This window comes from Marinifilum sp. JC120, from assembly GCA_004923195.1.
Classification (GTDB): Bacteria; Desulfobacterota; Desulfovibrionia; order Desulfovibrionales; family Desulfovibrionaceae; genus Maridesulfovibrio.
The window spans coordinates 18,181-38,201 of record RDSB01000005.1; the positions used below are offsets into that span (position 1 = coordinate 18,181).

Sequence of the window (20,021 nt, forward strand, 5' to 3'; positions counted from 1 at the left end):
TCAACTATTCGGTGATGATTTTAATTGGGACTACTGCCGCTTCAACTTGTTTGACGGCTTCTTCGCGGGTTTCAGCTCTGGCCATGACTACTCCGGCACGGGCCGGATGGGATGTTGCTGGTGAAATAGTTTCACCCACAACAGTACGGATTTCCACCATGCTGATTCCGTTCATTTTTTTTGCTTCTTCAACGCCTTCGATGGCAATTACTTTGCCCGGTTTGGGAAAGAGGTAACGCTGGGCCACTCCTTTTTGAAATGAGGGCGTCATGTCTTGGGCATGGGGAGTTTCACCCAGGGCCAGCCGGATAGCGGTACCTACAAAGTCTACTCCCGTGTTCCATGGGATTTCATGGGAACAGAAATAGCCTCCAGAAAGGCGGGCTGCCATTTCGATGACATAAGGTTTGCCATCATGCACAACCATGTCGCCTTTGAATATACTGTTTTCAATGCCGAGAGCTATGGCTGCCTGCCCGGAGAGGTCTTTTACCGCAGTTTGAACATCCAGTGGTAGGAATGAAGGTAGATCTCCACCGTTCTCAATTATATTGGGGGCGTAACGATCAAGAAATTCATAGTTGCGGTCCGAGAATCCGGGACAAAAGGGCTGCCCGTTGACCACAAAACCTTCAGTGCTGATTTGCGGCCCGTCGAGATGCTTTTCTACCATAACCCGCCCGCTGGGTGATTCATTTTTGGAACATTCAAATGCCCATTTGGGATCAGGCATATCCGTTGCCCCATAAACAAGACGCAGCACACCACGCGCGCCCCGGCTGTCCACAGGCTTGATGACTAGCGTTTCCCGCCGTTCATCCAGAATCCGGGTCAGCTCATCCGCGTTGAAAATTTCCTGATACCAGGGGATGGGGATTCCCCGTTCCTTGAAACGGTCCTTCATGGCTTTTTTGTCTGTTGCCAGACGGGCCGTTTCCGCGCTGACCGCAGTTAAACCAAAATGATCAGCCACAGCCGCAACTGTAGCCGGAGCATCAACAGCCGCGCAGATGACACCATGCGGCTTGCCGCCTGTATGAGACCATTCAATCAGGGTGGCAACCGATTTTTCCGGGGTGTAGACACAACCGATAACCGGATCATGGGCATGAGCGAATCCGGGAGCCTGCGGGTTGGCGTCTACCGCCACAACATGCAATCCCATATCTTTTGCTCTTTGGAAAACCGGAATGGATTCCAACCCAGCTCCGATCACAATTAATGTCTTGCGCATAAATTATTCTTGCCTATGACGGTTAGTCATTTGAAGCGGCGAAGCCTTAATAAAAGTTTTTGGGATTCTTAAACCCTTTTTTCAAAAAGGGTTTAAGGCCCCCGGCGGGGTCGCCGAAGGCATTCTTTCTAAGCCGTCTTGCGGCAGACCATAAAAGTATTCTGGCCTTTGGGGTCATCAGGAAAGACAATGCGTCCCTGCTTGATGCCTGTGGTCTGCATAATTTCAAAATGTTCGGAACAAAGCCCGCTGATTTCCTGCAATGAAAATTCATGCAAATGCTGGGAATTGACCGGAATATGTCCAAGACTGTTCTGGGGAGTACTCAGGATGAGCAGTCCGCCCGGTTTAAGTACCCGTTCCATTTCCTTAAAAAAAGGAGCCGGGTTGACGTGCTCCACGGTTTCAAAACTGGTTACCGCGTCAAAGGAATTGTCTTCGAAACTGAGCGAGGTCGCATCCCCGGTCTGGAAGGTGATGTTATCAAAATATTTACCGGATGAGGCAAGGCGCACTGTTTCAATATCCAAATCTGTGGCGATGACTTTCTGGGCCTTATGGGCAAGCATCCTTGAACCGTAACCGGGACCACATGCACAGTCCAGAACCAGAGCTTCTGAATTAATGTAATCAAGGGCAAGTTCGTAATGAAATGTAAGCTGGTCTCCGGCACTGATTCCTCTGTGCTGACCCACATTCATGTTCCCGGCCACATAGACCTGCTCTGCGGTTTTGCGGCATTTTTTCAGCCATTCTTCGCTTACAGCCGGAGGAGCAAAACGGGAGCATTTGAAATTTCCATTTTCGCAGAACATGAAAAATTTAGGGTGGACCCGGTAGGGTGCTCCGTTGGGCCGCTCTTCCAGAATGGCAAGTGCTTTTTTGAGTGCACTCAGCCTGTAAATATCTGCGGTGAGCTGGATGGGGAAATCGTCTTCGGTTTTAACACAGTCCAGACCTTCTTTATCTGCCAGCTCCAGCATGGTCCGGGCATGTTCTGCGAGCCATCCGAAGTGCAATCCGTCCACCCGGATGAACAAGGAATCTTCCTCTTCTCCGTCAAGGGCTGCGATCATACGCTCCAGCGGACTTTCATCGTGACCGTAGAAGACAGAAATCTTGTGTTCCGGGAACATGTCGGGCAGTTCATTCAGTCTACCGCCAAGATCAAATTCAGGTGCGATGATTCGAACATCCGCCTTGGGAAATTCCTTCAGTGCGCTTTCAACTGTCAGGGCCACTACGGGGCGACCGTCAACTTCGTTCATGCACCAGTCCGGTGCGCCGCTCCATGCCCTTGATGCCGCCTGTACCAGAATAATCGGAGTATCCATCAGCTGTCCTTCCAGTTAAATAGTTCGTCCGTGTGCGTTTGCAGAAAATAAGTACTTATCGGGGTTTCAAAACGTGCGTTGTATTCTGAAGTTTTCAAGTGTGATAGGTAGCACCGTTGCAACTTTTTTTCTTCTTCAGTTGTTTGCCATTTGCCGTTTATCCGCAGATTCATTTCCTTTATTGCTTTCAGCAGTTCATCTTCTGTATTGTCAATAACCGCAAAATCGGAATCTGCAAAGTTTTCAATGGGCCATTTGCTGATTCCGGCTTTGATTATCTCAGGAACGCTTATAATCCGTCCTGTGGATTTCGATTGGATGAGCTTGAACAGGGCTAAATCTTCCGGTGAGCAGTATTCGATAATTTCCAGCCGGGCCACATTGATCCGCAAGCAGGGAATGCGGAAGACATTGGCCACATGCATGGGGCCGCTCTGTACGCCGACAAAAAATGTACAGGTGGCGGGCAGGTAGATATCCATGAAGTCGTTTTGCTTTCCACTCCATGCGTAGTCCACAAAATTGGGATGCTCGATTTCAAGCGGCTTCTGAACAATACTGCCGATTCTTATTACGTTGTAACCGAGTCTCAGCAACTCCTCGGCTCCGGCTTTGAACGTAGAAATTTCCATATTGCGGGGTTCCTGCATGTCCCCGTCACTTTCGGGCATGGTCTGTTGCAGGAAGGCGTTATCCCGGCCCAGCAAACATACGTGCGGACGATTCGGATCCAGGCCGAGTTCCTTTAGTTCGCGTTTACCTCTTTTGCTTTCTTCTTCCGTGAAAGCAACATGGGTATGCGTTTGCTGGATGACACATTCATAATCACGGGCAAAGGATATGGTCCGGGTATTCAGGAGTAGCTCATGTTTCTCCGTGAGATTGAAAATTTTTACTGCTTCCAGCAGGTAACGGTTGCAGTTACAGATCTGCATGTTGCGGGCAAAGAGTTTGCCGAGAGTTTTGTTCGCAATCTGCCCATCTTTAAAACAGAACAGATCCAGATAACCATCATGGCGCCCCAGTTCTTTTTCTGAGAGGTAGGTTTCACAATCAAGAGCCAGATGGCCCAATCGGGAGGAGTATATCTCAGCTACCCGGACAGTTTTGAAAAGGGAGAATGCTTTGATCAGCAGGGCCAGTGTGCCCAGTGAAATCCATTTTGAGAATTCTTTTATCGGGTTGGGTTGTAATGCCGGATCTGCCGGAATTAGCTTGTTTTTGACGCAGGTTTGGATGCGCAGGTTATAGAAATTTGTATAAAAAGAAACCGCTCGAACCACGTTGTCGTGGTCGTAGGTCATACCACAGACGATGACAATTTCATGTGGCCTGAAAGTGAGCATTGCTTTTAACAAGGGTGGGAAAAAGGGATGGAATGTACCGGAGAAAAAGACGGTCTTTTCATTGTCAAAAGCTCCCCGGTCCCGCTCAGGAAGCAGGAGCAGGATTTCCATTTTACTGCGGTCCACGCTGCTAAGGAAATCCCTGATGTGGCATTGCTGGGCTGTGCCGATGATGAGCAGACGTTTGCGGTCTGACATTGTACTCCGTTACTTCCGTTTCAGGACCCGGCGCACCGCAGTAGCGATGTCCTCAGGCATTAATCCATATTCGCGGGCAAGGTCTTCCGGCTCCCCGGAACTGCCGAAAATATCATCAATTGCCACCCGCTCCACCGGGACCGGATGGTTTTCGCAGACGATTTCCATAATCGCCCCGCCAAGACCGCCGTATTTGTTGTGATCCTCGCAGCTGACAATGGCCCCGGTTTCCTTGGCGGCTTTGATGACCGCTTTTTCGTCCATGGGCTTGAGCCAGCTCATGTTCAGCACCCGGCAGAAGATGCCTTCTTCGGCGAGCTTTTGAGCTGCTTGCACTGCCCGGTGAACCATGACGCCTACAGCCATGATGGTACAGTCTTCTCCCTCAACAAGTGCTTGGGCTTTGCCCGGTTCAAAGACAGTGTTGGCATCAAACACATTGGGCAGGGGACTGCGTCCGGTGCGCAGATAGAGCGGACCGTGGCTGTCCAGCAGATGGGGTAGTACCGCTCGAAGTTCAATGGGATCAGCCGGGGAGACCACGGTCATGTTTGGAATGCTGCGGTAAATGGAAATATCTTCAAGGGCCTGATGAGTCGCCCCGTCCGGTCCTACGTCAAGTCCAAGATGGCTGGCCGCAATTTTTACATTAAAATCTGGGTAGGCAATGGAGTTGCGGGCCTGTTCCAGTGCGCGCATGGAAGCAAACACCGCATAGCAGGTCACAATTGGTATGATCCCGGATTCCGCCAGCCCAGCAGCCATGGAAAACATGTTCTGTTCGGCAATACCGCACTGGATGAAGCGGTCCGGACAGGCTTCCCGGAAATGGTATGTTCCGGTTCCCCCGGCTACATCAGCATCAAGGACCACAAAATCGTCGCGGATGGCTGCAAGTTCCACAAGGGCTTTGCCGAATTCGTCTCTCATGTTTTGCATTAGCTAAGCTCCTCGCATCCGCATTCGCGCAGGGCGCATTCCCGTTCTTCTCCTGTGGGGCAGAGGCTACCGTGCCATTTAGGAACATTCTCCATGTATGAAATTCCTTTACCCTTAACGGTATGGGCGATGATCATGGTCGGCCTGCCCGCAGTCGTCCGGGCGCGGTAGAATGCGTTTTCGATTTCGCGGAAATCATGTCCGTCAATTTCAATTACCTGCCAGCCGAAAGCCTTGAATTTATCGTTCAAAGGTTCAAGGGCGGTGATGTTTTCGTTGAGATCATCGCTTTGAAATTTGTTGTAATCCACCACCGCAACAATGTTATCAAGCTTGTGGTGTGCGCCGAACATGCAGCCTTCCCAGATTTGGCCTTCGTTCAGTTCCCCGTCACCCAGCAGAGCATAGGTACGGCTATCGCGCTTCGCCCGTTTGGCACCAAGAGCACAACCCAGCGCGAAGGAAAAACCCTGTCCCAGCGAGCCGGAGTTGAATTCAACTCCCGGAGTTTTGATACGGTCCGGGTGACCCTGCAATATGCCGTCGGCGTGGCGCAGCTTTTTGAATTCATCCTTGGAGAAGAATCCTTTTTCCGCTAGAGCGGCGTAAAGGGTCAGGCAGGAATGGCCTTTGGAAAGAATGAAGCGATCCCTACAGGGATCAGCCATGTTCTCGGGACTGAAATTCATTTCCTTTGCAAAGAGCCAACTGACGATTTCCACACAGGATAGTGAACCGCCCGGATGTCCGGACCCGGCATAGCAGTTCATGGTGATGATGGATTTGCGCAGTTCGGCAGCGAAATTTTCAAGATCTTTATGGTTTGATTTATCCATATTTTGGTGCTGGTCCATTTGCTCTCCTTAGAAATACAGTCCGCCGTTGACATTAATAGTCTGGGCGGTGATGTAGGATGACTCGTCGGATGCAAGATAGGCCACGCTGTCCGCCACTTCCGAAGCAGCGGCAAACCGTTTCAAAAGTACATTCTCGGCAGCTTTCTGTACTGCCGGATTCTGCATGCCCGCATCAGCCATATCTGAGATGACCAGTCCTGCGGCAACTGTATTGCAGCGAATATTCCACTCTGCTCCGAAGCGCGCCGCCACCTGAGTCATGGAAATGAGTCCGGCCTTACTGGCTGCGTAATGGGCGGTGCGCGGGCCACCGTATTGTCCGCTCACCGAACCTATGTTGATCACGCTTGCAGACTTGCTTTTCTTGAGTAGCTCAAGGCACCGCTGGGTGCACAGGAAAGGCCCTTTCAGGTTCACCGAAAGAATGCGGTCCCATTCTTCCGGGGTGATCTTATCGAAATCCTGCGGATCATTGATTCCGGCATTATTGACCAGCACATCAAGCCTGCCTTCATTGGCTAAAATATTGGAAACTACGGAATCCACGGAATCCGCATCGCTAACTTCAAGTTGCAGGATGCGTGCTGTGCCGCCGTCTTTGGAAATTTCTGCTGCGGTCTGCTCTGCGCTTGCGCGGTCATTAACCCAAGTGAGGATCATTTGCGCGCCTTCGGCTGCCAGTTTGAGGCTGATGGCCTTGCCGATGCCTCGTCCGCCTCCGGTTATCAGCGCGATTTTATCTTTTAATCTTAACATGTAAATTTAATCCTTTTTGCCAGCCATGAGTACTGCGTGGCGTCCGAATCCGGCCTCGGCAAAAGAGCTATAAAGCTTGTCCAGTACATCGCGGTTGTCGCTGCGGGTCAGGTTCAGTTCAAGCTCTTTGCGCATGGCGTGACATTCGCGGCCCAGTTCCGGGTTTTGCAAATAGTTTTTGCCCATGAGCAGGAATAATTCCATAGGGAATGTAATTTCATAATGCAGCGGTTCAAAGTCCAGCCGCCGCAGCAGCCGTTCAAGGGAACTGCGGTTGAAGAAATTTATGTGATGCGGGGGAGTCAGCCACCACGGCTTCTCGTCCATATCTTCGGTCATGATCTTTTGCAGTTTGTTGTAATCGTTGGGAACACCAATGACAATCAGCCCGCCGGGATTCAGCACCTGCCGACATAGAGAGAGCATAGCTGCCGGGTCAGGCAGGTGTTCGAGCACTTCCCAGAGATGGACCACATCAAAGCGGCCTATGGAATCGGCACACTTTTGATTAAAAAATGCGTGTTCAATATCAAGGCCTTGAGAACGGCTATATTCCACTGCCATGTCTGATGGCTCGACACCTTTGGATTTCCAGCCCTGATTGACGGCATCTTTTAGAAAAAAACCGGTGCCGGAACCTACATCCAGTAGACTGCCTTTGCGGCCCAATTGTTTTTCAATGACTTGCAGCCGTGCTTTATTGGTAGCTGTATGCCATTCCTGATCTTCCAGTTGATGCTGGATCATGAGCGGTTTATATTCGGCATGGAAATCCCGTGTATAAATACGGCTCATCTCTTCTTCATCGGGAATAGGAATGATGTGCTTGAAGCCGCAGCTTTCGCAATGGATCACATCGAATCCATCAATTGAATCCAGCACTATGCCGCTGTGATCTATCCAGCATTTTCTGTCACTCAAAATTGTGCTCCAAGCTTAATTAAATGGCTTCCATAATTCGGGCTGCGATGTTCATGGCCCCTTGCCCTATTCCAAGTCCGGCAGCTTTTGCAGCCATGGACTTAAGCGAATCCTGACCGGAAATGAAATTTTGCAGTTCTACTGCCAATTTTTGGTCAGTGATGCGGTCAAATTTTCCCAGTGAAACCGCTGCTCCACATGCATGCAATGCCGATGCCGAGTGGGTGTGATCATCGCTTAGGCAAAGCAGCATTTGCGGAACCCCGCAGGCCGCCAGTTCATAAGCGGTCATGCCGAAAGATGCTATTGCTGCGTCGCAGCGATGCATGGGGACGGACATGTCCTTTATCTCATTCAATAATTTTACTCTCTTTCCGTGCTCTACCGTTATCCGGCTGATTTTGTCCAGATTATTGAACATGGGGCCGATTACAACTTCGGCCTGCCAGCTTTTATTTGCTGATTTCAGTGGGGGCACGGATTTTAGTGCCTGCAATATTTTCAGGGTCAGATTATGAGGATCGCTGCCGCCCATGGTGATTAATATTTTGGGCGGGAAAGATTTTTCTTTTAGCTTTTGGGCAAGCCGGAACTCTTTGCGCAGGGGAATAAATTCCCATCCGCGATGGATGGTGCCGTTAAAACCGGTCCAGTCCAGCTCATGGAATTGCGGTACTGGCGGGTAAAATGCCAGATCGCAGTGCAATCTGTTGGGAGTGGGGTCGTCGATGGAGACCAGTAATTTGCCAGCATCCTTTGCGCGCTCAAAAAAAGATTGGCCAAGGGTAATGCGCAGGTCGAGGACCACGGCGCATTCGTTGCCGAATTCCCCAAGATCAAAGTCTTCAACGGTAATGGTTCTGAATCCGGCTGCATTGATTTTTTCTTCAGCAGCCTGATCGCCCCGGAAGCTGAATACGGAATCGCGCCCGAATCCATCGCGCAGTGCTGCGGCTATGGCAAGACAGCGGCCCGCATGCCCGAATCCAGTCTGCGCTCCGGCTTCACATAGAAAAAGGACCGGACCATTACTTTTCATCATTCATGAAAGCTTGATAAAGCCGTTCGGCAATGTGCCAGTCTTCTTCGGTATCGATATCCACCACCATGTAGCGGGGCAGGAAGTAGGGCATGTTTAATCCCTCCTTGCGATCTGCCGGGAAATCGGTCAGCTCCATCCAGTAAAACTGGGCGGCATCATGGAAAAAAACAGGAAGATCTTGCGACCGACACGGCGCGTATTCCGGGAAAGCGTATTCAACACCGCCCTGCTCATTCTTCTTGAAAGAGCGTAGGATAGGGTAAGGGAATTCTGAAACTCCCAAAACACAGTTGGCCCTGTTTTCACGCAGCATTTTATACCCGCCGCGAATACTTTCAGCGGTGACAAAGGGGTTGGCAAAGAATTGGCAATACCTTTCCGGTTCGCCCCAATTGTTTTTGACCCAGTCTACTGCGTGATCAATCACCGGCTGGGTAGGGGTAAAATCGTCAGCCAGTTCCGCCGGGCGCATGAAGGGCACTTCGGCCCCGTACTCGCGGGCAACTTCGGCGAATTCCTCGCTATCCGTACTTACCAGAATATGATCAAAGAAGCCGCTCTTGCGGGCGGCTTCAATGGTATAGGCTATAAGTGGTTTTCCCAGAAAAGGGCGGATTGATTTTTTAGGAATCCGTTTACTGCCGCCCCGGGCCGGGATAATTGCTATTTGCATTGATGTTTGAATCCGTACTTAGAGTTACTGGTCGGCGCGCAGGAAAGTCTTTTCCGCAAACTGCCAGTCTTCTTCAAAGTCCACTTCGACGCATGCGTGTTCTGACACATCCACGGGCTTGAGGTTGACTCCTTCCTCGATAATGAATTCCAGACCTTTTTCAAAATAATCCTGATCCTCACAGCGTCGCAGGGCTTCTTTGTAAGGAGCTAGATCCTTTTGCTTCACAAGGTTGATACCTACAGCCTCACCCTCGGCATTGACCACCTGCTTGGAGATTTCGGTGATGTATCCCTTGTCGTTGAGTACATACTTGATCTCTTCTTCGCCGCAGGATTTGCGGTCAACTGCGATGCGGCTTTCATCTTTTGCTTCATTGAGGAATTTTTTTAAAACCGGCTTTTCAAAGACCACGTCTCCGTTAAGCCAGAGGATATCATCATCAAGTTCTTCCACAGCCTTAAGCAGGCTTTTGGAAGTATTGGTGATGTAATAATCAGGGTTGTACTTGTAAAAAACTTCAGGAAATTGTTCCATGATCAGGGTCATTTTAAAACCGACTACAACAATAATTTCCTTGACGCCCAGTTCGCGCATAAGGCGGATCTGGCGACCGAGAATAGTCTCCCCGTAAGGAAGCACAGAAAGTGATTTTGGGAAAGGTCTGCTCAGCCTGCTTCCTATTCCTGCTGCAAGAATGATTGCTTTCATGGTTTGCCCCCTTTGCGGGTTAAAGATAGTTGGCGATAATGTGTTCACCCAGTCTTTGCGCGGCCTTTCCATCGCAGTGGGTGAAGGAAAGTTCTTTCAGTTTTGTCCGTTCCTCAGCAAAGTCATCTATATTATTTATCACGATCTCCTCAAAAGCGGTATAGAGATCATCTTCTTTTCTGACTTTTCTACCCGGAGTCATCTCATCATAGTCGTAAAGAAGCTCCCGGTTTTTAGTCACATAATCTTCAAGGTCGTAGGGGTAGAAGATCATGGGCCGATCCAGAAGCAGGAAGTCGAAGTAAATGGACGAGTAGTCGGTCAGCAGTGCATCGCAGAGTCCCAGCAGCGGATAGGCGTCGCTCTTGGGGTTCATGAGCACGATGTTTGGCGGCATTTGGACCTGCGCGATACTCAGGTACGGATGGAATTTGCAGACAAAAAGGATATTGTTCTGCTGGCAGAACTGCGAAAGTTTGCCGAGGTCAATGGCTCCGTCCTCAAACGGTCCGCCGCCGAGATCTCGGAAAGTGGGCATGAAGAAGACCACTTTGCCTCCTTGTTTACGAAACTTGACCATTTCGGCGTAAAGTTCGCGGTCAGCATTTATCATATCGAATTTGCCGGGGCGGCGCAGAAGCACATCGTTGCGCGGATAACCGAGTTCCAGAAAATCATCGGCTTTGAATGCGCGTCCGAAGGCGGTCTTGGTGAAATATGGTGAAGTGGAGAGCACTGCATTGTACCCGGAATAGGCGAAAGAAAGATGCTCAGCCTTTTCAGGGTTCATATTTACTGCGGAGTTGATTTCCGGGAAGCCGATGGCTTTGAGCGGGATGCCGTGCCATAGCTGGATGGAGGTGGCTTCACTGAGCAATGCCCATAGCTGATCCTGAGTCTTCCAGCTGAAATCGTCACTGATTACCAGCGAGGCCTTGGTCATCAGGGCAAGCGTCTCTGTGTCATTGATGTACAGCGCGGATAGTCCTTGGCGTTTGAGCATGTCTGCTTCCTTTTTATCAAATGAAAGGAAGAAACATTGCAGCTCCGGCCGGTGCTGCACGCAGTGGATAAAGAAATATTTGACGTTATCAATAAAATACCCGCCTGCGCGTCCGAAGAACAGAGCCAGATTTTTCTGTTTGGGGACCGATGCTGATAATTCCCGCAGCTTTTGCAGTTCGTCTTGTTGCATGATTTCGCGCTGTCCGTTTGAGTCCGTTTAAGTTCAAGAGGAAAAAATGTGTGTTTTCTGACACCTGTGAACAGTTTATTCAATTTGAGTGCCAAAAACAATGCAAAGGTTGAATATTTCAGGAAAAGAGTCCGTGAGTGGTAGTGTGGGATGTATTGTTTTAGCGGAGTGACTATTGTTATTTTTTAATATCATTCTGATATATAAGGATATATTTTTGTATAATCATCTTGAATCAGCAGCAGGTCAGCAGTACTCTCAACCTCATGAGAACAACAGCTGACAGAATAAGGCACACCCTTTTATTCGAAATTATCGGACTTTGCACCTGCGCCCCGCTGGCATCATGGATACTTGATAAAGATTTGACCCGGATCGGGATTATGAGCATCGCCATTTCCCTGACCGCTATGGTCTGTAACTATCTATACAACTTGATTTTCGATAAGGCTCTGGTGGCCCTGAACCGGCCGGTTAACGTACGGCCTACATGGATGCGTGTATTGCATGCAATCCTGTTTGAGCTTTCTCTGTTAACCCTTACCGTGCCTTTCGTGGCTTGGTGGCTGGATCTGACGCTCTGGCATGCTTTGATTGCTGATCTCGGGTTCGCGCTTTTCTTTCTGGTCTACGCCTTTGTCTACAACTGGGTGTATGACATTGTATTTCCCATGCCGGTGGCTGCGGATAACGCGTAGTGCCTCCGGCGGCTGGGGAAGGGAAAACTTTTAACGTGCTTCGCAGTTTTAATTGTTAAGTCGTAGAAAATTGAAACCCCGCAATATCAATAAAGATATTGCGGGGTTTGTTTTTTATTCTCGCTTCTTTCGCCTAAACATATTTCTAACCCGTCCGAATTTCTTGCCTGTTTTTTCTCTCATAGTTTCCGGTTCAGGCTCCGGTTCTTCGGTTTTTTCACTCCTGAAGGTGGCGAAGCGGGCTACTTTGCCTACTTGTGTGGCTGAATATTTGGCTGCCTTGCTGGTGGCTTGAAAAGCTTTGTCTGTTGAGTCGACTACTTTTTTTGCTGCGCTGGCTGCTTTTTCCCCGGCTGCTCCGGTGATGGTTTTGAGGTAGGCAGTAGTAATGGTTTTGGTGGACCCCATGGCGATGGAAAGGAGCATGCCTGCAGCTTCGCGAAGTACGGCGCGGCGATAGCCCGGAGAATTTTTTTCCGCATGGAAATTGAAATGTCCACGGGTGATGATGCCGACTCGCAGCGCAAGGAAAGCATTGGTGGAACCGTCCAGTATTGATGCGGTTACGATTGAAGTTAGCCCGCTGGCACCGGGGATCATACCCAGGGCGGACCCTGCCAGTACAGGAGACATGATGGCCTCGATCTGGGCCTGAATATCCAGTTCTTCAACCGCGCTGGCAAAGAATGCCGTACCTGCTACATTAGCGTAGACTGCGACCATATCCCGCATAGAGGGGCGTTGGTTGTAAATTTTGGAGACATCCCAGACCAACTTGGTCAGGGTGCCGAGTACTATGAAGGAATCGAGCTGCCCGTTCTGGGAAATGGCCGTGGACAGGAAAATCCTTGAAGCCACGGTTTTCATTTTTTCCGTGGAGATACGGTCAAGGTGCTCAAGTGCAATGTCTAAATCTTCGGTCGTGGAAAGAGGCAGCGCGGCCTCACGGATATATCTGTTACTGCGTAATCTTTTGCGCAATTTGCGGATGAATTCCCGTTGCTCGGCAGGAGTGGGATCATCGGGCATGACCAGCGGTCCGGGCCGGAAAAAATGAATAACCAGTGGACTTAAACAGATGATCAGGAACAGCCCGCTCAGCCCGAAGAGCACGTAATCGTGAGAGGCTGGAAAATATACGGCGCAGAGCTGAGCCAGTCCGGCGATCTGGTTGAGCATGAAAAGGATGAATCCGCCCACAAGAAAAAGCAGCAGGGCGGTTATGAGTCGCGGCAGGGCCTTGGACATATATTTAATCCTCACTGTATCTGTGTTGTTTTTAATAATTGTATCTAGCCGCCAGCCCCCAAGTACGTCAAATTTATCCTTGCATCTTTTCTCTGTTGAAATATTGTGCCGCACCGTAAGCGCTATGCGCTGCGACTAACATTGAAGGATAAACAAAATGATCAAGCTTAAATCATCTGCAAGTCTTGGAATAGCGCAGGCTCTTGGCGGGGCGGCACTCATTTCCCTTGTGGGTATCTTTATAAAAATTATGGTGGTGGATTACGCCCAGCCCATTTTTGTGGTCACTTTCTGGCGGAATTTGTTTGTCAGCACCATTCTCATGGCGGGGTTGCGTATTTTCAAACCGCACAAGCTCAAGTTCGAGCGGGAGCATCTCGGGCTACTTGCAATATACGGGCTGGTTCTAGTTGGATTGAATGGAATCTGGGGCGGGTCGGTTTATTTTAACGGGGCCGGGGTGTCTACGGTTCTGGTTTACGTCTCCGTGCCTATCACCGTGCTGGCTCAATGGTGGCTGGGCGGGGAAAGGCCGAATCTGCGTATTGTCCCCTCAATCTTTTTCTGCTTGCTCGGTTGCGCTTTAGTCTGTGGAATTCAGGGAATGTCTGATTTTTCGTTGACCCCCATGGGAATGTTTTTGGGGCTGCTTTCCAGCGTCTTTTTCTCTGCCTATGCACTTCTGGGGCGGGAATGCGCAAAGCGGGGCATAAGTTCATTCAGCACAATGATGCATGTTTTTGGGATTGCAGCCATTTACATGCTGCCTCTGAATCTTTTTGCTCAAGGGATAATACCCGGTACAGCCCTGAATCCTGCGGCTATTTTTATGCCCGGAGTGGATTGGAAAGGCTGGGCCTGCATACTGACCCTTGCCATCGGCCCATCCATGACCGGTTGGACTTTGATCACCGCCAGTCTGAATCATCTGTCTCCCTCAGTGGTTAACATCCTGCTGACCGTAGAACCCATGATGACCGGGCTGGTCGCTATTCCGGTTCTAGGCGAATACATGACTATGGAGCAGTGGGCAGGGTGTTTTCTGGTTGTGATCGGGGTAATTGTTTTGAAGAAAAGATAAGAAAAACCCCGCAATATCAATCAAGATATTGCGGGGTTTATTGTAAGCAAGTCTTAACTAGCGAAGCGGCGAAGCTCAATAAAAGTTTTTGAAGAGTCCAGAGAAACTTTTTCCAAAAAGTTTCTTTGGTCCCCGAAGGGCCGCCGGAGGCAACTTATACATTAAACAGAAAGTGAACAACATCGCCGTCTTTTACGATGTATTCCTTTCCTTCTGAGCGGAGCACTCCGGCTGCGCGGCAGGCTGCTTCTGATTTATTGGATACGTAGTCGTCGTAGCCGATAACTTCAGCGCGAATGAAGCCGCGTTCAAAGTCGGTGTGGATGGCTGCTGCTGCGCGGGGAGCCTTGTCGCCGTCATGGATAGTCCATGCGCGTACTTCCTTAACCCCGGCGGTGAAATAGCTGATCATGCCGAGGGAGTGAAAACCGGTGCGGATGATCTTGGCAAGGCCGGATTCTGTTACACCGTATGAATCGAGAAATTCGTTGTATTCTTCCTCATCAAGGCCGACCAACTCTTCTTCCATCTTGGCGGAAATCTTTACGAACTCAGCGCCGCGCTCTTCTGCAAGGGCCATTACTTTTTTAACGTAATCGTTGTCCTCGGTGAGGCCTTCTTCGTCCACGTTGGCGCAGTAAATTACGTTTTTGGCGGTGATGAGGCGCATGTCGCGGAGCATCTCGTCCATGATGTCTGTTTCAAGCTCACCGTAGGTGTTTACGGGATTACCTTCGTTGAGGTGTTCAAGCAGCTTTTCAGCTTCGGCGATCTTCGGACCGAGAGACTTGTCGCCCTTGATCTTCTTTTTCATGCCCTCAATGCGGGTATCAAGAGCCTGCACATCGGAAAGGATCAGCTCAGTCTCAATTACATCAATATCACGCAGGGGATCAACTGAGTTGGAAACGTGGATAACGTCGTCGTTGTCAAAGCAGCGCACAACGTGGAGGATGGCCTGAGTTTCGCGGATGTTGCCGAGAAACTTGTTGCCAAGACCTTCACCCTTGCTTGCGCCTTCAACAAGACCTGCGATGTCGATGAAATCAACTGTGGACTGCTGCACGCGCTGGGGATTAACCAGCTCGGCCAGCTTGTCGATGCGCTCGTCCGGGACGGGCACAACAGCCTTGTTGGGTTCGATGGTACAGAAAGCGTAGTTCGCGCTTTCCGCGTTCTGGGCCTTGGTCAGGGCGTTGAAAAGTGTGGATTTACCAACGTTGGGCAGTCCCACAATACCGATACTGAGAGCCATAATAAATTCTCCTCAAAAAATATAAATTCCTTTTCACGCCGCAAACATCCCGTACACGCAACGTTTGTTGCATGAAAAAATAAATTTATCCGGGATATTGTGCCGTGAAAGGTGAAAAGTCTTTTTCATTATCTATAAAGATAATATCACGTGTTGCGGCCCCTCAATACCCGTCTTTGCGGGGATGGGCAAGTGTTGAGTTTGGGGGAGGGGGATTGCTGGCTTGGATGTGAAACGTGAAAGGCGAAGAGCTGGTGCTCTTCGCCTTTATTTATGCTTCGGTGTCTGTGTCTTTTCCGTCTGATTCAGCTTGCTTGGTTTTGGCTTCTTGTTCTTCTTGGCAGACTTGGTTTACGAAGTCTTCGAACCAGTCTTTGTAGTCTGGGTGGTTGCGGATGTTGTCGAGGTCGGTGTCGGATTTAAGGTGTTCGCAGGGAGAGATGAAGGGAGCAAGTGCTTCTGGTTTAATGATCCATTTTTTACACGTTTCAAATTGTTTTTGTAAAGACGCTATGCAAGCAAGATTATATGCTCCGTAGCCTTTAATTATTTTTTCAGCAGCAAGAGATTTTATTTTTGCTAAATTTAAAAGTGAATTGTTGGGGGGGGTAGAGATTTTAGCTCTATCTATGAGGGAGCAGGACCAATTATATAATGCTTTTGGATTTTCGGGTTGAATTTTAAGAGCAGTGATATATTTTGTTTCAGCTTGCTTAAGTATATATCTTTTAGTTTGTCCCTGTTTATTACGGGCTTTGTGTTTTAAAAGTACCCCCCAATTGTTCCATGCGAGAAAATTGTCATGATCGCTATCTGTAGCCTTCATATATTTTTTTTCAGCTTGGTCTAAGATATCTGTTTGTTGTTTTTCATTCTCCAGCTTGGCCTTTCGGTATAAAAACCAACCCCAATTGTTCCATGCTCTACTAAAATTGGGATCAATGTCTGTTGCTTCGCGATAATTTTTTTCTGCTTGTTCGAATAAATCTTGTCTTTGAATTCCATATTCGTTTTGCGCTTTGTCTTCTAATAATATTCCTAAATTATATAATGCATATGTGTGCTTTGGATCGATTGTTATGGCCATACGATAGTTGCTTTCAGCTTGTGATTTATATTCAGTATCTTGAAAAATGTCATTTGAAGTAAGATGTACTTGAAAAATATAGCCTTGAGCAAAGAATGGTTCTGCTTTTAGGGGAAACATTTTTGCTAATGTTTTCCATGTCGAAAGGGCATCTTCCCATTCTTCAGTATCTTGATATTGAAGAGCTGCAGCTCGTAAACGATCATAAGTGGAAGCGTCTTCGTCTTTGGCAACTTCTTCTAAAGCTTTAGCTTCCTCTTCACTGCGTTCAAATTTGTCGACTGCAATTTTACGTGTTTCCTCAATTGCTTTGGAATCATTTTTTGCTTTCTCTTTATGCGCAGCACAAGCCGTCTCATGTTCCTTGCACCGTTTAACTAACTCTGAAATTTCTTCTTCTTTTGTTTGGATTAAATTCTGAACTTCCATAGCCATAGATGAAAAATCATTTTGTTGAGTCTCTAGTTTTATTTTTATGTTTTCAATCGCATCTTCAGCTTGTGAATTTAACTCTGTTGCAATTTCATTGATCTTAGCTTCAAGTTCATTCTGATTTTTGAGTGCAGCTTGTTCTTGTTGTCTATGGAATAGAAAACCCAGAACGGATAAAATTAAGGCGGCAATTGCTGAAATCCAGATGAGGGCATTGTAAAAGAAATCGATATTCTTCTTTTGATTTTCAGACCATTCCCGAACATGCTCAGCCTGCTCCTTAGTCCGTTCAAACCACATCTGCCCACTATTATTAACCTGAAAATTCTTTATCTCAGTTATATCGCTTTCAATGCTGAATATCTTACGTTCAATCTCATCAATTTGTTCAGGAGAGACTTTATCAGCCTTAACCGCAGCCCCAACACCCGCACAAACCCCCAAAAGCAAAATAAGGGCGAGCATCATCCCCGAAAAGACACGAACAAATCCATTTCCCCGACGCATATATATTACTCCAACTAAACGAAGTTCTTAATCAAATATTATTTATAAATTACAGCAGAACTCTTTTACAAGATCATCCATATTTCGTCTAGCAACTGAAATAGAAAAGTGGATACTCCGCCAGCAAATGCGCACCCCCTTTTTATTCCTTTACCCAGCCCCCAAACCAGCCTACAACCCCTCTCATGAGCAATACCTCTTCAAATTATGATGTAATTATTCTCGGCGCGGGCGCGTCCGGGCTTTATTGTGCCATGCATGCTGCTGCGCGCGGGCGTAAGGTGCTGGTGCTGGACCATTCCGGTAAGGCGGGGCGTAAGATCCGTGTTGCCGGGGGTGGCAAGTGCAACTTTACCAATATGGATGTTGTGGCGGATAACTATATTTCCGCAAACCCCCATTTTGTGAAGTCTGCATTGGCGCGGCACAATCAGTGGGATTTTATTTCTCTCGTTTCCGAGGCCGGGATTGAATATGAAGAGCGCGAGGACGGACAGCTTTTCACCCTTGACGGGGCCGGACTGATTGCCGGACTGCTGGTTTCCAAATGCCACCGTGCGGGCGTGGAAACACTTATGAACCGTGAGATTGAATCAATCAGCGGGGAAGGTCCGTTTGTGGTCAAGAGCGGGGGACAGAGTTTCGAGGCGGAGTCACTTGTTGTTGCGCTTGGATCGCCTGCATCGCCTCAAGTGGGGGCTACTCCGTTCGGTTACAAAATTGCGGAGCAGTACGGTTTGAAAACTATTCCGGCCCGGCCTTCCTTGGTTCCGTTTACTATCGGCGGACGTGACGGGAAGTTTTGTAAGGAACTTAGCGGCAATGCTTTGCCTGTTTCTATTGAATGCGAAGGGCGTGTCTTTCGCAGTGATATGCTTTTCACCCATAAGGGTATTTCAGGTCCGGCAGTGCTCCAGATTTCCAATTACTGGCGGCGTGGATCTGCACTTACTATTAATCTACTGCCGGATCACAACATTTCAGATCTTTTAGAGGCGCATCGCAGTGAAAATACTGCTTTGCATAACTTTTTAGCCCGCTATTTTACCCGCAAAATGGTCGGTTTGCTTTTGGATGATCAGGATGGTGATACCGCAATCAGTCAGTTGACCAAGGAACGCAGGCTCGCTTTGGCTGAGCGCATTCATTCGTGGATGGTCAAGCCGCAGGGAACCGAAGGATTTGCAAAGGCCGAGGTTGCTTCAGGCGGTGTTGATACTGACGAAATTTCGTCAAAGACCATGGAAGCCAAGAAAGTCCCCGGACTCTATTTCGTCGGCGAAGTGCTGGATGTGACCGGCTGGCTGGGCGGCTATAATCTGCAATGGGCATGGTCTTCGGGGTACGCGGCGGCGCAGTTTGTTTAGTATGGGTTTGCCGTATGATTGAAATAAAGTCTGTAAGCTCCATTCCGCAGGGGATGCGTGATGAATATCTCGACTCTCTGACCAAAGCTCAGGACCTTTATCTGGAAGAATTGGTCCGAGAAGGTGCTGTTTGGTTAATGGGTGATATGGGGTACGCTGTGGTAAGCGGTGATTCCCTTGTAGAGTTTTTTGTGCCCGGAGAGTTTAGGGAAAAATTAATATTCCTGTTTGATACTCTTGTTGATTTTTGCCGGATAAAGCAGGTGCTTTGTAAATCTTTTGATAGTGATTTGCTGTTTGTTTCATTGAGTCGGCAGGTACATATGAGCACAGTGGGACTTCTGTTCAGGGAAATCGCAGATAGTTCATTTCATTTAGTTGAAGGCCAATGTATGCGTCCGGCAAATGAAGCTGATATTGATACGATTGTGGCTTTTGATGACGGTTTTTTTCATGACCGTGCTGAAATTGAGCATTATTTTGCAGAAGGCAATCTTTACGCGTTTGATTGTGCTGGTAGTGTTCGGGGGTGCGGGATAGTCACCCCGGTTATTGCCGGTCGAAATTATATGGATGTCGGGGTGCTTGTGGCTCCTGAATTCAGAAATCAGGGCTGCGGAGCTTATATCGTTTCATTCTTGAAGTCAGCTATGCTTGAACAGGGTTACAATCCCATATGCAGTTGCAGCAATGAAAATCGTGCTTCTGCAAAGGCTTTGCAGCGGGCAGGCTTTGTTTGTGGGCATAGAGTGCTGAAGTTTGTCTTTTAACTTGTAGTGGCTTCTTTTATAACATCAAGTAGCGTCTTAAAATCGAACGGCTTGCACACGTAATACTTGATCCCCGCCCGTTCGAATTCAGCAAAGGCATCAGAATAACAATGCCCGGTCATGGCTATGATGGGGGTTTTGGACTTCTCGCCAAAAACAAATTCATCACGGATTCTGTCAATCGCTTCATAGCCGTCCATTTCCGGCATCTGGATATCCATCAGGATGCATTCGAAATCTGATTCTTCCAGCTTATCGAGAGCTTCGAGGCCATTGCATGCCGTCGTGACAGAGTGCCCCTGTTTTTCGAGTAAACGTGAGGCGGAGAGTACATTTATCTTTTCATCATCAACTAACAAGATTTTCATGA

19 protein-coding genes are annotated in these 20,021 nt (G+C 48.6%); 4 read left to right on the plus strand and 15 right to left on the minus strand.

Features of this window, described 5'->3' with window-relative positions:
- Window positions 1-4: 4 nt before the first annotated feature.
- The 11 genes from D0S45_06440 to D0S45_06490 all read right to left on the minus strand — a co-directional run bounded on the left by D0S45_06440 (window position 5) and on the right by D0S45_06490 (window position 11,206).
- Window positions 5-1,234, minus strand: coding sequence for a phosphoribosylglycinamide synthetase (locus D0S45_06440; protein TIH17294.1), 1,230 nt, complete (start codon window positions 1,232-1,234; stop codon window positions 5-7).
- Window positions 1,235-1,362: 128 nt separating this feature from the next.
- Entirely contained in the window at window positions 1,363-2,568 is a 1,206-nt protein-coding gene (locus tag D0S45_06445) for a methyltransferase domain-containing protein (protein TIH17295.1), read from the minus strand.
- Window positions 2,568-4,112: a TIGR04372 family glycosyltransferase gene (locus tag D0S45_06450; protein ID TIH17296.1), complete on the minus strand. Its 1,545-nt coding sequence runs from the start codon at window positions 4,110-4,112 to the stop codon at window positions 2,568-2,570. The genes D0S45_06445 and D0S45_06450 overlap by 1 nt, the downstream gene beginning before the upstream one ends.
- Window positions 4,113-4,121: 9 nt before the next feature.
- Complete coding sequence (locus tag D0S45_06455) at window positions 4,122-5,051, minus strand: transketolase family protein (protein TIH17297.1); 930 nt, start codon at window positions 5,049-5,051, stop codon at window positions 4,122-4,124.
- Entirely contained in the window at window positions 5,051-5,905 is an 855-nt protein-coding gene (locus D0S45_06460; GenBank protein ID TIH17298.1) for a transketolase, read from the minus strand. The genes D0S45_06455 and D0S45_06460 overlap by 1 nt, the downstream gene beginning before the upstream one ends.
- A 9-nt stretch (window positions 5,906-5,914) precedes the next feature.
- The gene (locus D0S45_06465) at window positions 5,915-6,664 is read right to left on the minus strand and encodes a 3-oxoacyl-ACP reductase FabG (protein TIH17299.1); all 750 of its coding nucleotides are present in this window, start codon (window positions 6,662-6,664) and stop codon (window positions 5,915-5,917) included.
- A gap of 6 nt (window positions 6,665-6,670) precedes the next feature.
- Complete coding sequence (locus D0S45_06470; GenBank protein ID TIH17300.1) at window positions 6,671-7,585, minus strand: class I SAM-dependent methyltransferase; 915 nt, start codon at window positions 7,583-7,585, stop codon at window positions 6,671-6,673.
- A 19-nt stretch (window positions 7,586-7,604) separates the two neighbouring features.
- Window positions 7,605-8,624, minus strand: a complete 1,020-nt coding sequence (locus D0S45_06475) for an acylneuraminate cytidylyltransferase (protein TIH17476.1) — start codon at window positions 8,622-8,624, stop codon at window positions 7,605-7,607.
- Complete coding sequence (gene pseF, locus D0S45_06480) at window positions 8,614-9,300, minus strand: pseudaminic acid cytidylyltransferase (protein TIH17301.1); 687 nt, start codon at window positions 9,298-9,300, stop codon at window positions 8,614-8,616. The genes D0S45_06475 and pseF overlap by 11 nt, the downstream gene beginning before the upstream one ends.
- 24 nt (window positions 9,301-9,324) lie before the next feature.
- Window positions 9,325-10,011, minus strand: a complete 687-nt coding sequence (locus D0S45_06485) for a phosphocholine cytidylyltransferase family protein (GenBank protein ID TIH17302.1) — start codon at window positions 10,009-10,011, stop codon at window positions 9,325-9,327.
- Between the two features lie 19 nt (window positions 10,012-10,030).
- Window positions 10,031-11,206 (minus strand): CDP-glycerol--poly(glycerophosphate) glycerophosphotransferase, encoded by a 1,176-nt coding sequence (locus D0S45_06490; protein ID TIH17303.1) that lies wholly within the window; start codon window positions 11,204-11,206, stop codon window positions 10,031-10,033.
- Between the two features lie 266 nt (window positions 11,207-11,472).
- Here D0S45_06490 and D0S45_06495 point away from each other — a divergent pair, with 266 nt between their 5' ends.
- Window positions 11,473-11,904 (plus strand): PACE efflux transporter, encoded by a 432-nt coding sequence (locus D0S45_06495; protein ID TIH17477.1) that lies wholly within the window; start codon window positions 11,473-11,475, stop codon window positions 11,902-11,904.
- Between the two features lie 114 nt (window positions 11,905-12,018).
- Here D0S45_06495 and D0S45_06500 read toward each other — a convergent pair whose 3' ends face one another.
- The gene (locus D0S45_06500; protein TIH17304.1) at window positions 12,019-13,152 is read right to left on the minus strand and encodes a DUF697 domain-containing protein; all 1,134 of its coding nucleotides are present in this window, start codon (window positions 13,150-13,152) and stop codon (window positions 12,019-12,021) included.
- 157 nt (window positions 13,153-13,309) lie between these two features.
- On the opposite strand from D0S45_06500, the gene D0S45_06505 reads away from it, so the two are divergent.
- Window positions 13,310-14,233: a DMT family transporter gene (locus D0S45_06505; protein ID TIH17305.1), complete on the plus strand. Its 924-nt coding sequence runs from the start codon at window positions 13,310-13,312 to the stop codon at window positions 14,231-14,233.
- Between the two features lie 154 nt (window positions 14,234-14,387).
- Here D0S45_06505 and ychF read toward each other — a convergent pair whose 3' ends face one another.
- Window positions 14,388-15,488 carry a redox-regulated ATPase YchF gene (gene ychF, locus D0S45_06510; GenBank protein TIH17306.1) on the minus strand — a complete coding sequence of 367 codons (1,101 nt, stop codon included), beginning with the start codon at window positions 15,486-15,488 and terminating at the stop codon, window positions 14,388-14,390.
- Window positions 15,489-15,759: 271 nt separating this feature from the next.
- Window positions 15,760-17,514 (minus strand): hypothetical protein, encoded by a 1,755-nt coding sequence (locus D0S45_06515; protein ID TIH17307.1) that lies wholly within the window; start codon window positions 17,512-17,514, stop codon window positions 15,760-15,762.
- Window positions 17,515-17,699: 185 nt separating this feature from the next.
- Between D0S45_06515 and D0S45_06520 the strand changes: the two genes are divergently transcribed.
- Both D0S45_06520 and D0S45_06525 read left to right on the plus strand, forming a co-directional pair.
- Complete coding sequence (locus tag D0S45_06520) at window positions 17,700-18,881, plus strand: NAD(P)/FAD-dependent oxidoreductase (GenBank protein ID TIH17308.1); 1,182 nt, start codon at window positions 17,700-17,702, stop codon at window positions 18,879-18,881.
- Window positions 18,839-19,651 (plus strand): GNAT family N-acetyltransferase, encoded by an 813-nt coding sequence (locus tag D0S45_06525; GenBank protein TIH17309.1) that lies wholly within the window; start codon window positions 18,839-18,841, stop codon window positions 19,649-19,651. Before D0S45_06520 ends, D0S45_06525 begins: the two co-directional genes overlap by 43 nt.
- Here the strand turns inward: D0S45_06525 and D0S45_06530 are convergent.
- Window positions 19,648-20,019, minus strand: coding sequence for a response regulator (locus D0S45_06530; GenBank protein ID TIH17310.1), 372 nt, complete (start codon window positions 20,017-20,019; stop codon window positions 19,648-19,650). The two genes, D0S45_06525 and D0S45_06530, sit on opposite strands and share 4 nt — an antisense overlap.
- Between the last annotated feature and the right edge of the window lie 2 nt (window positions 20,020-20,021).

Coding starts and splice junctions, on each gene's coding strand:
- D0S45_06440 (TIH17294.1), bottom strand. CDS start 1,234: ATGCGCAAGACATTAATTGTGATCGGAGCTGGGTTGGAATCCATTCCG.
- D0S45_06445 (TIH17295.1), bottom strand. CDS start 2,568: ATGGATACTCCGATTATTCTGGTACAGGCGGCATCAAGGGCATGGAGC.
- D0S45_06450 (TIH17296.1), bottom strand. CDS start 4,112: ATGTCAGACCGCAAACGTCTGCTCATCATCGGCACAGCCCAGCAATGC.
- D0S45_06455 (TIH17297.1), bottom strand. CDS start 5,051: ATGCAAAACATGAGAGACGAATTCGGCAAAGCCCTTGTGGAACTTGCA.
- D0S45_06460 (TIH17298.1), bottom strand. CDS start 5,905: ATGGACCAGCACCAAAATATGGATAAATCAAACCATAAAGATCTTGAA.
- D0S45_06465 (TIH17299.1), bottom strand. CDS start 6,664: ATGTTAAGATTAAAAGATAAAATCGCGCTGATAACCGGAGGCGGACGA.
- D0S45_06475 (TIH17476.1), bottom strand. CDS start 8,624: ATGAAAAGTAATGGTCCGGTCCTTTTTCTATGTGAAGCCGGAGCGCAG.
- pseF (TIH17301.1), bottom strand. CDS start 9,300: ATGCAAATAGCAATTATCCCGGCCCGGGGCGGCAGTAAACGGATTCCT.
- D0S45_06485 (TIH17302.1), bottom strand. CDS start 10,011: ATGAAAGCAATCATTCTTGCAGCAGGAATAGGAAGCAGGCTGAGCAGA.
- D0S45_06490 (TIH17303.1), bottom strand. CDS start 11,206: ATGCAACAAGACGAACTGCAAAAGCTGCGGGAATTATCAGCATCGGTC.
- D0S45_06495 (TIH17477.1), top strand. CDS start 11,473: ATGAGAACAACAGCTGACAGAATAAGGCACACCCTTTTATTCGAAATT.
- D0S45_06500 (TIH17304.1), bottom strand. CDS start 13,152: ATGTCCAAGGCCCTGCCGCGACTCATAACCGCCCTGCTGCTTTTTCTT.
- D0S45_06505 (TIH17305.1), top strand. CDS start 13,310: ATGATCAAGCTTAAATCATCTGCAAGTCTTGGAATAGCGCAGGCTCTT.
- ychF (TIH17306.1), bottom strand. CDS start 15,488: ATGGCTCTCAGTATCGGTATTGTGGGACTGCCCAACGTTGGTAAATCC.
- D0S45_06515 (TIH17307.1), bottom strand. CDS start 17,514: ATGCGTCGGGGAAATGGATTTGTTCGTGTCTTTTCGGGGATGATGCTC.
- D0S45_06520 (TIH17308.1), top strand. CDS start 17,700: ATGAGCAATACCTCTTCAAATTATGATGTAATTATTCTCGGCGCGGGC.
- D0S45_06525 (TIH17309.1), top strand. CDS start 18,839: ATGGGCATGGTCTTCGGGGTACGCGGCGGCGCAGTTTGTTTAGTATGG.
- D0S45_06530 (TIH17310.1), bottom strand. CDS start 20,019: ATGAAAATCTTGTTAGTTGATGATGAAAAGATAAATGTACTCTCCGCC.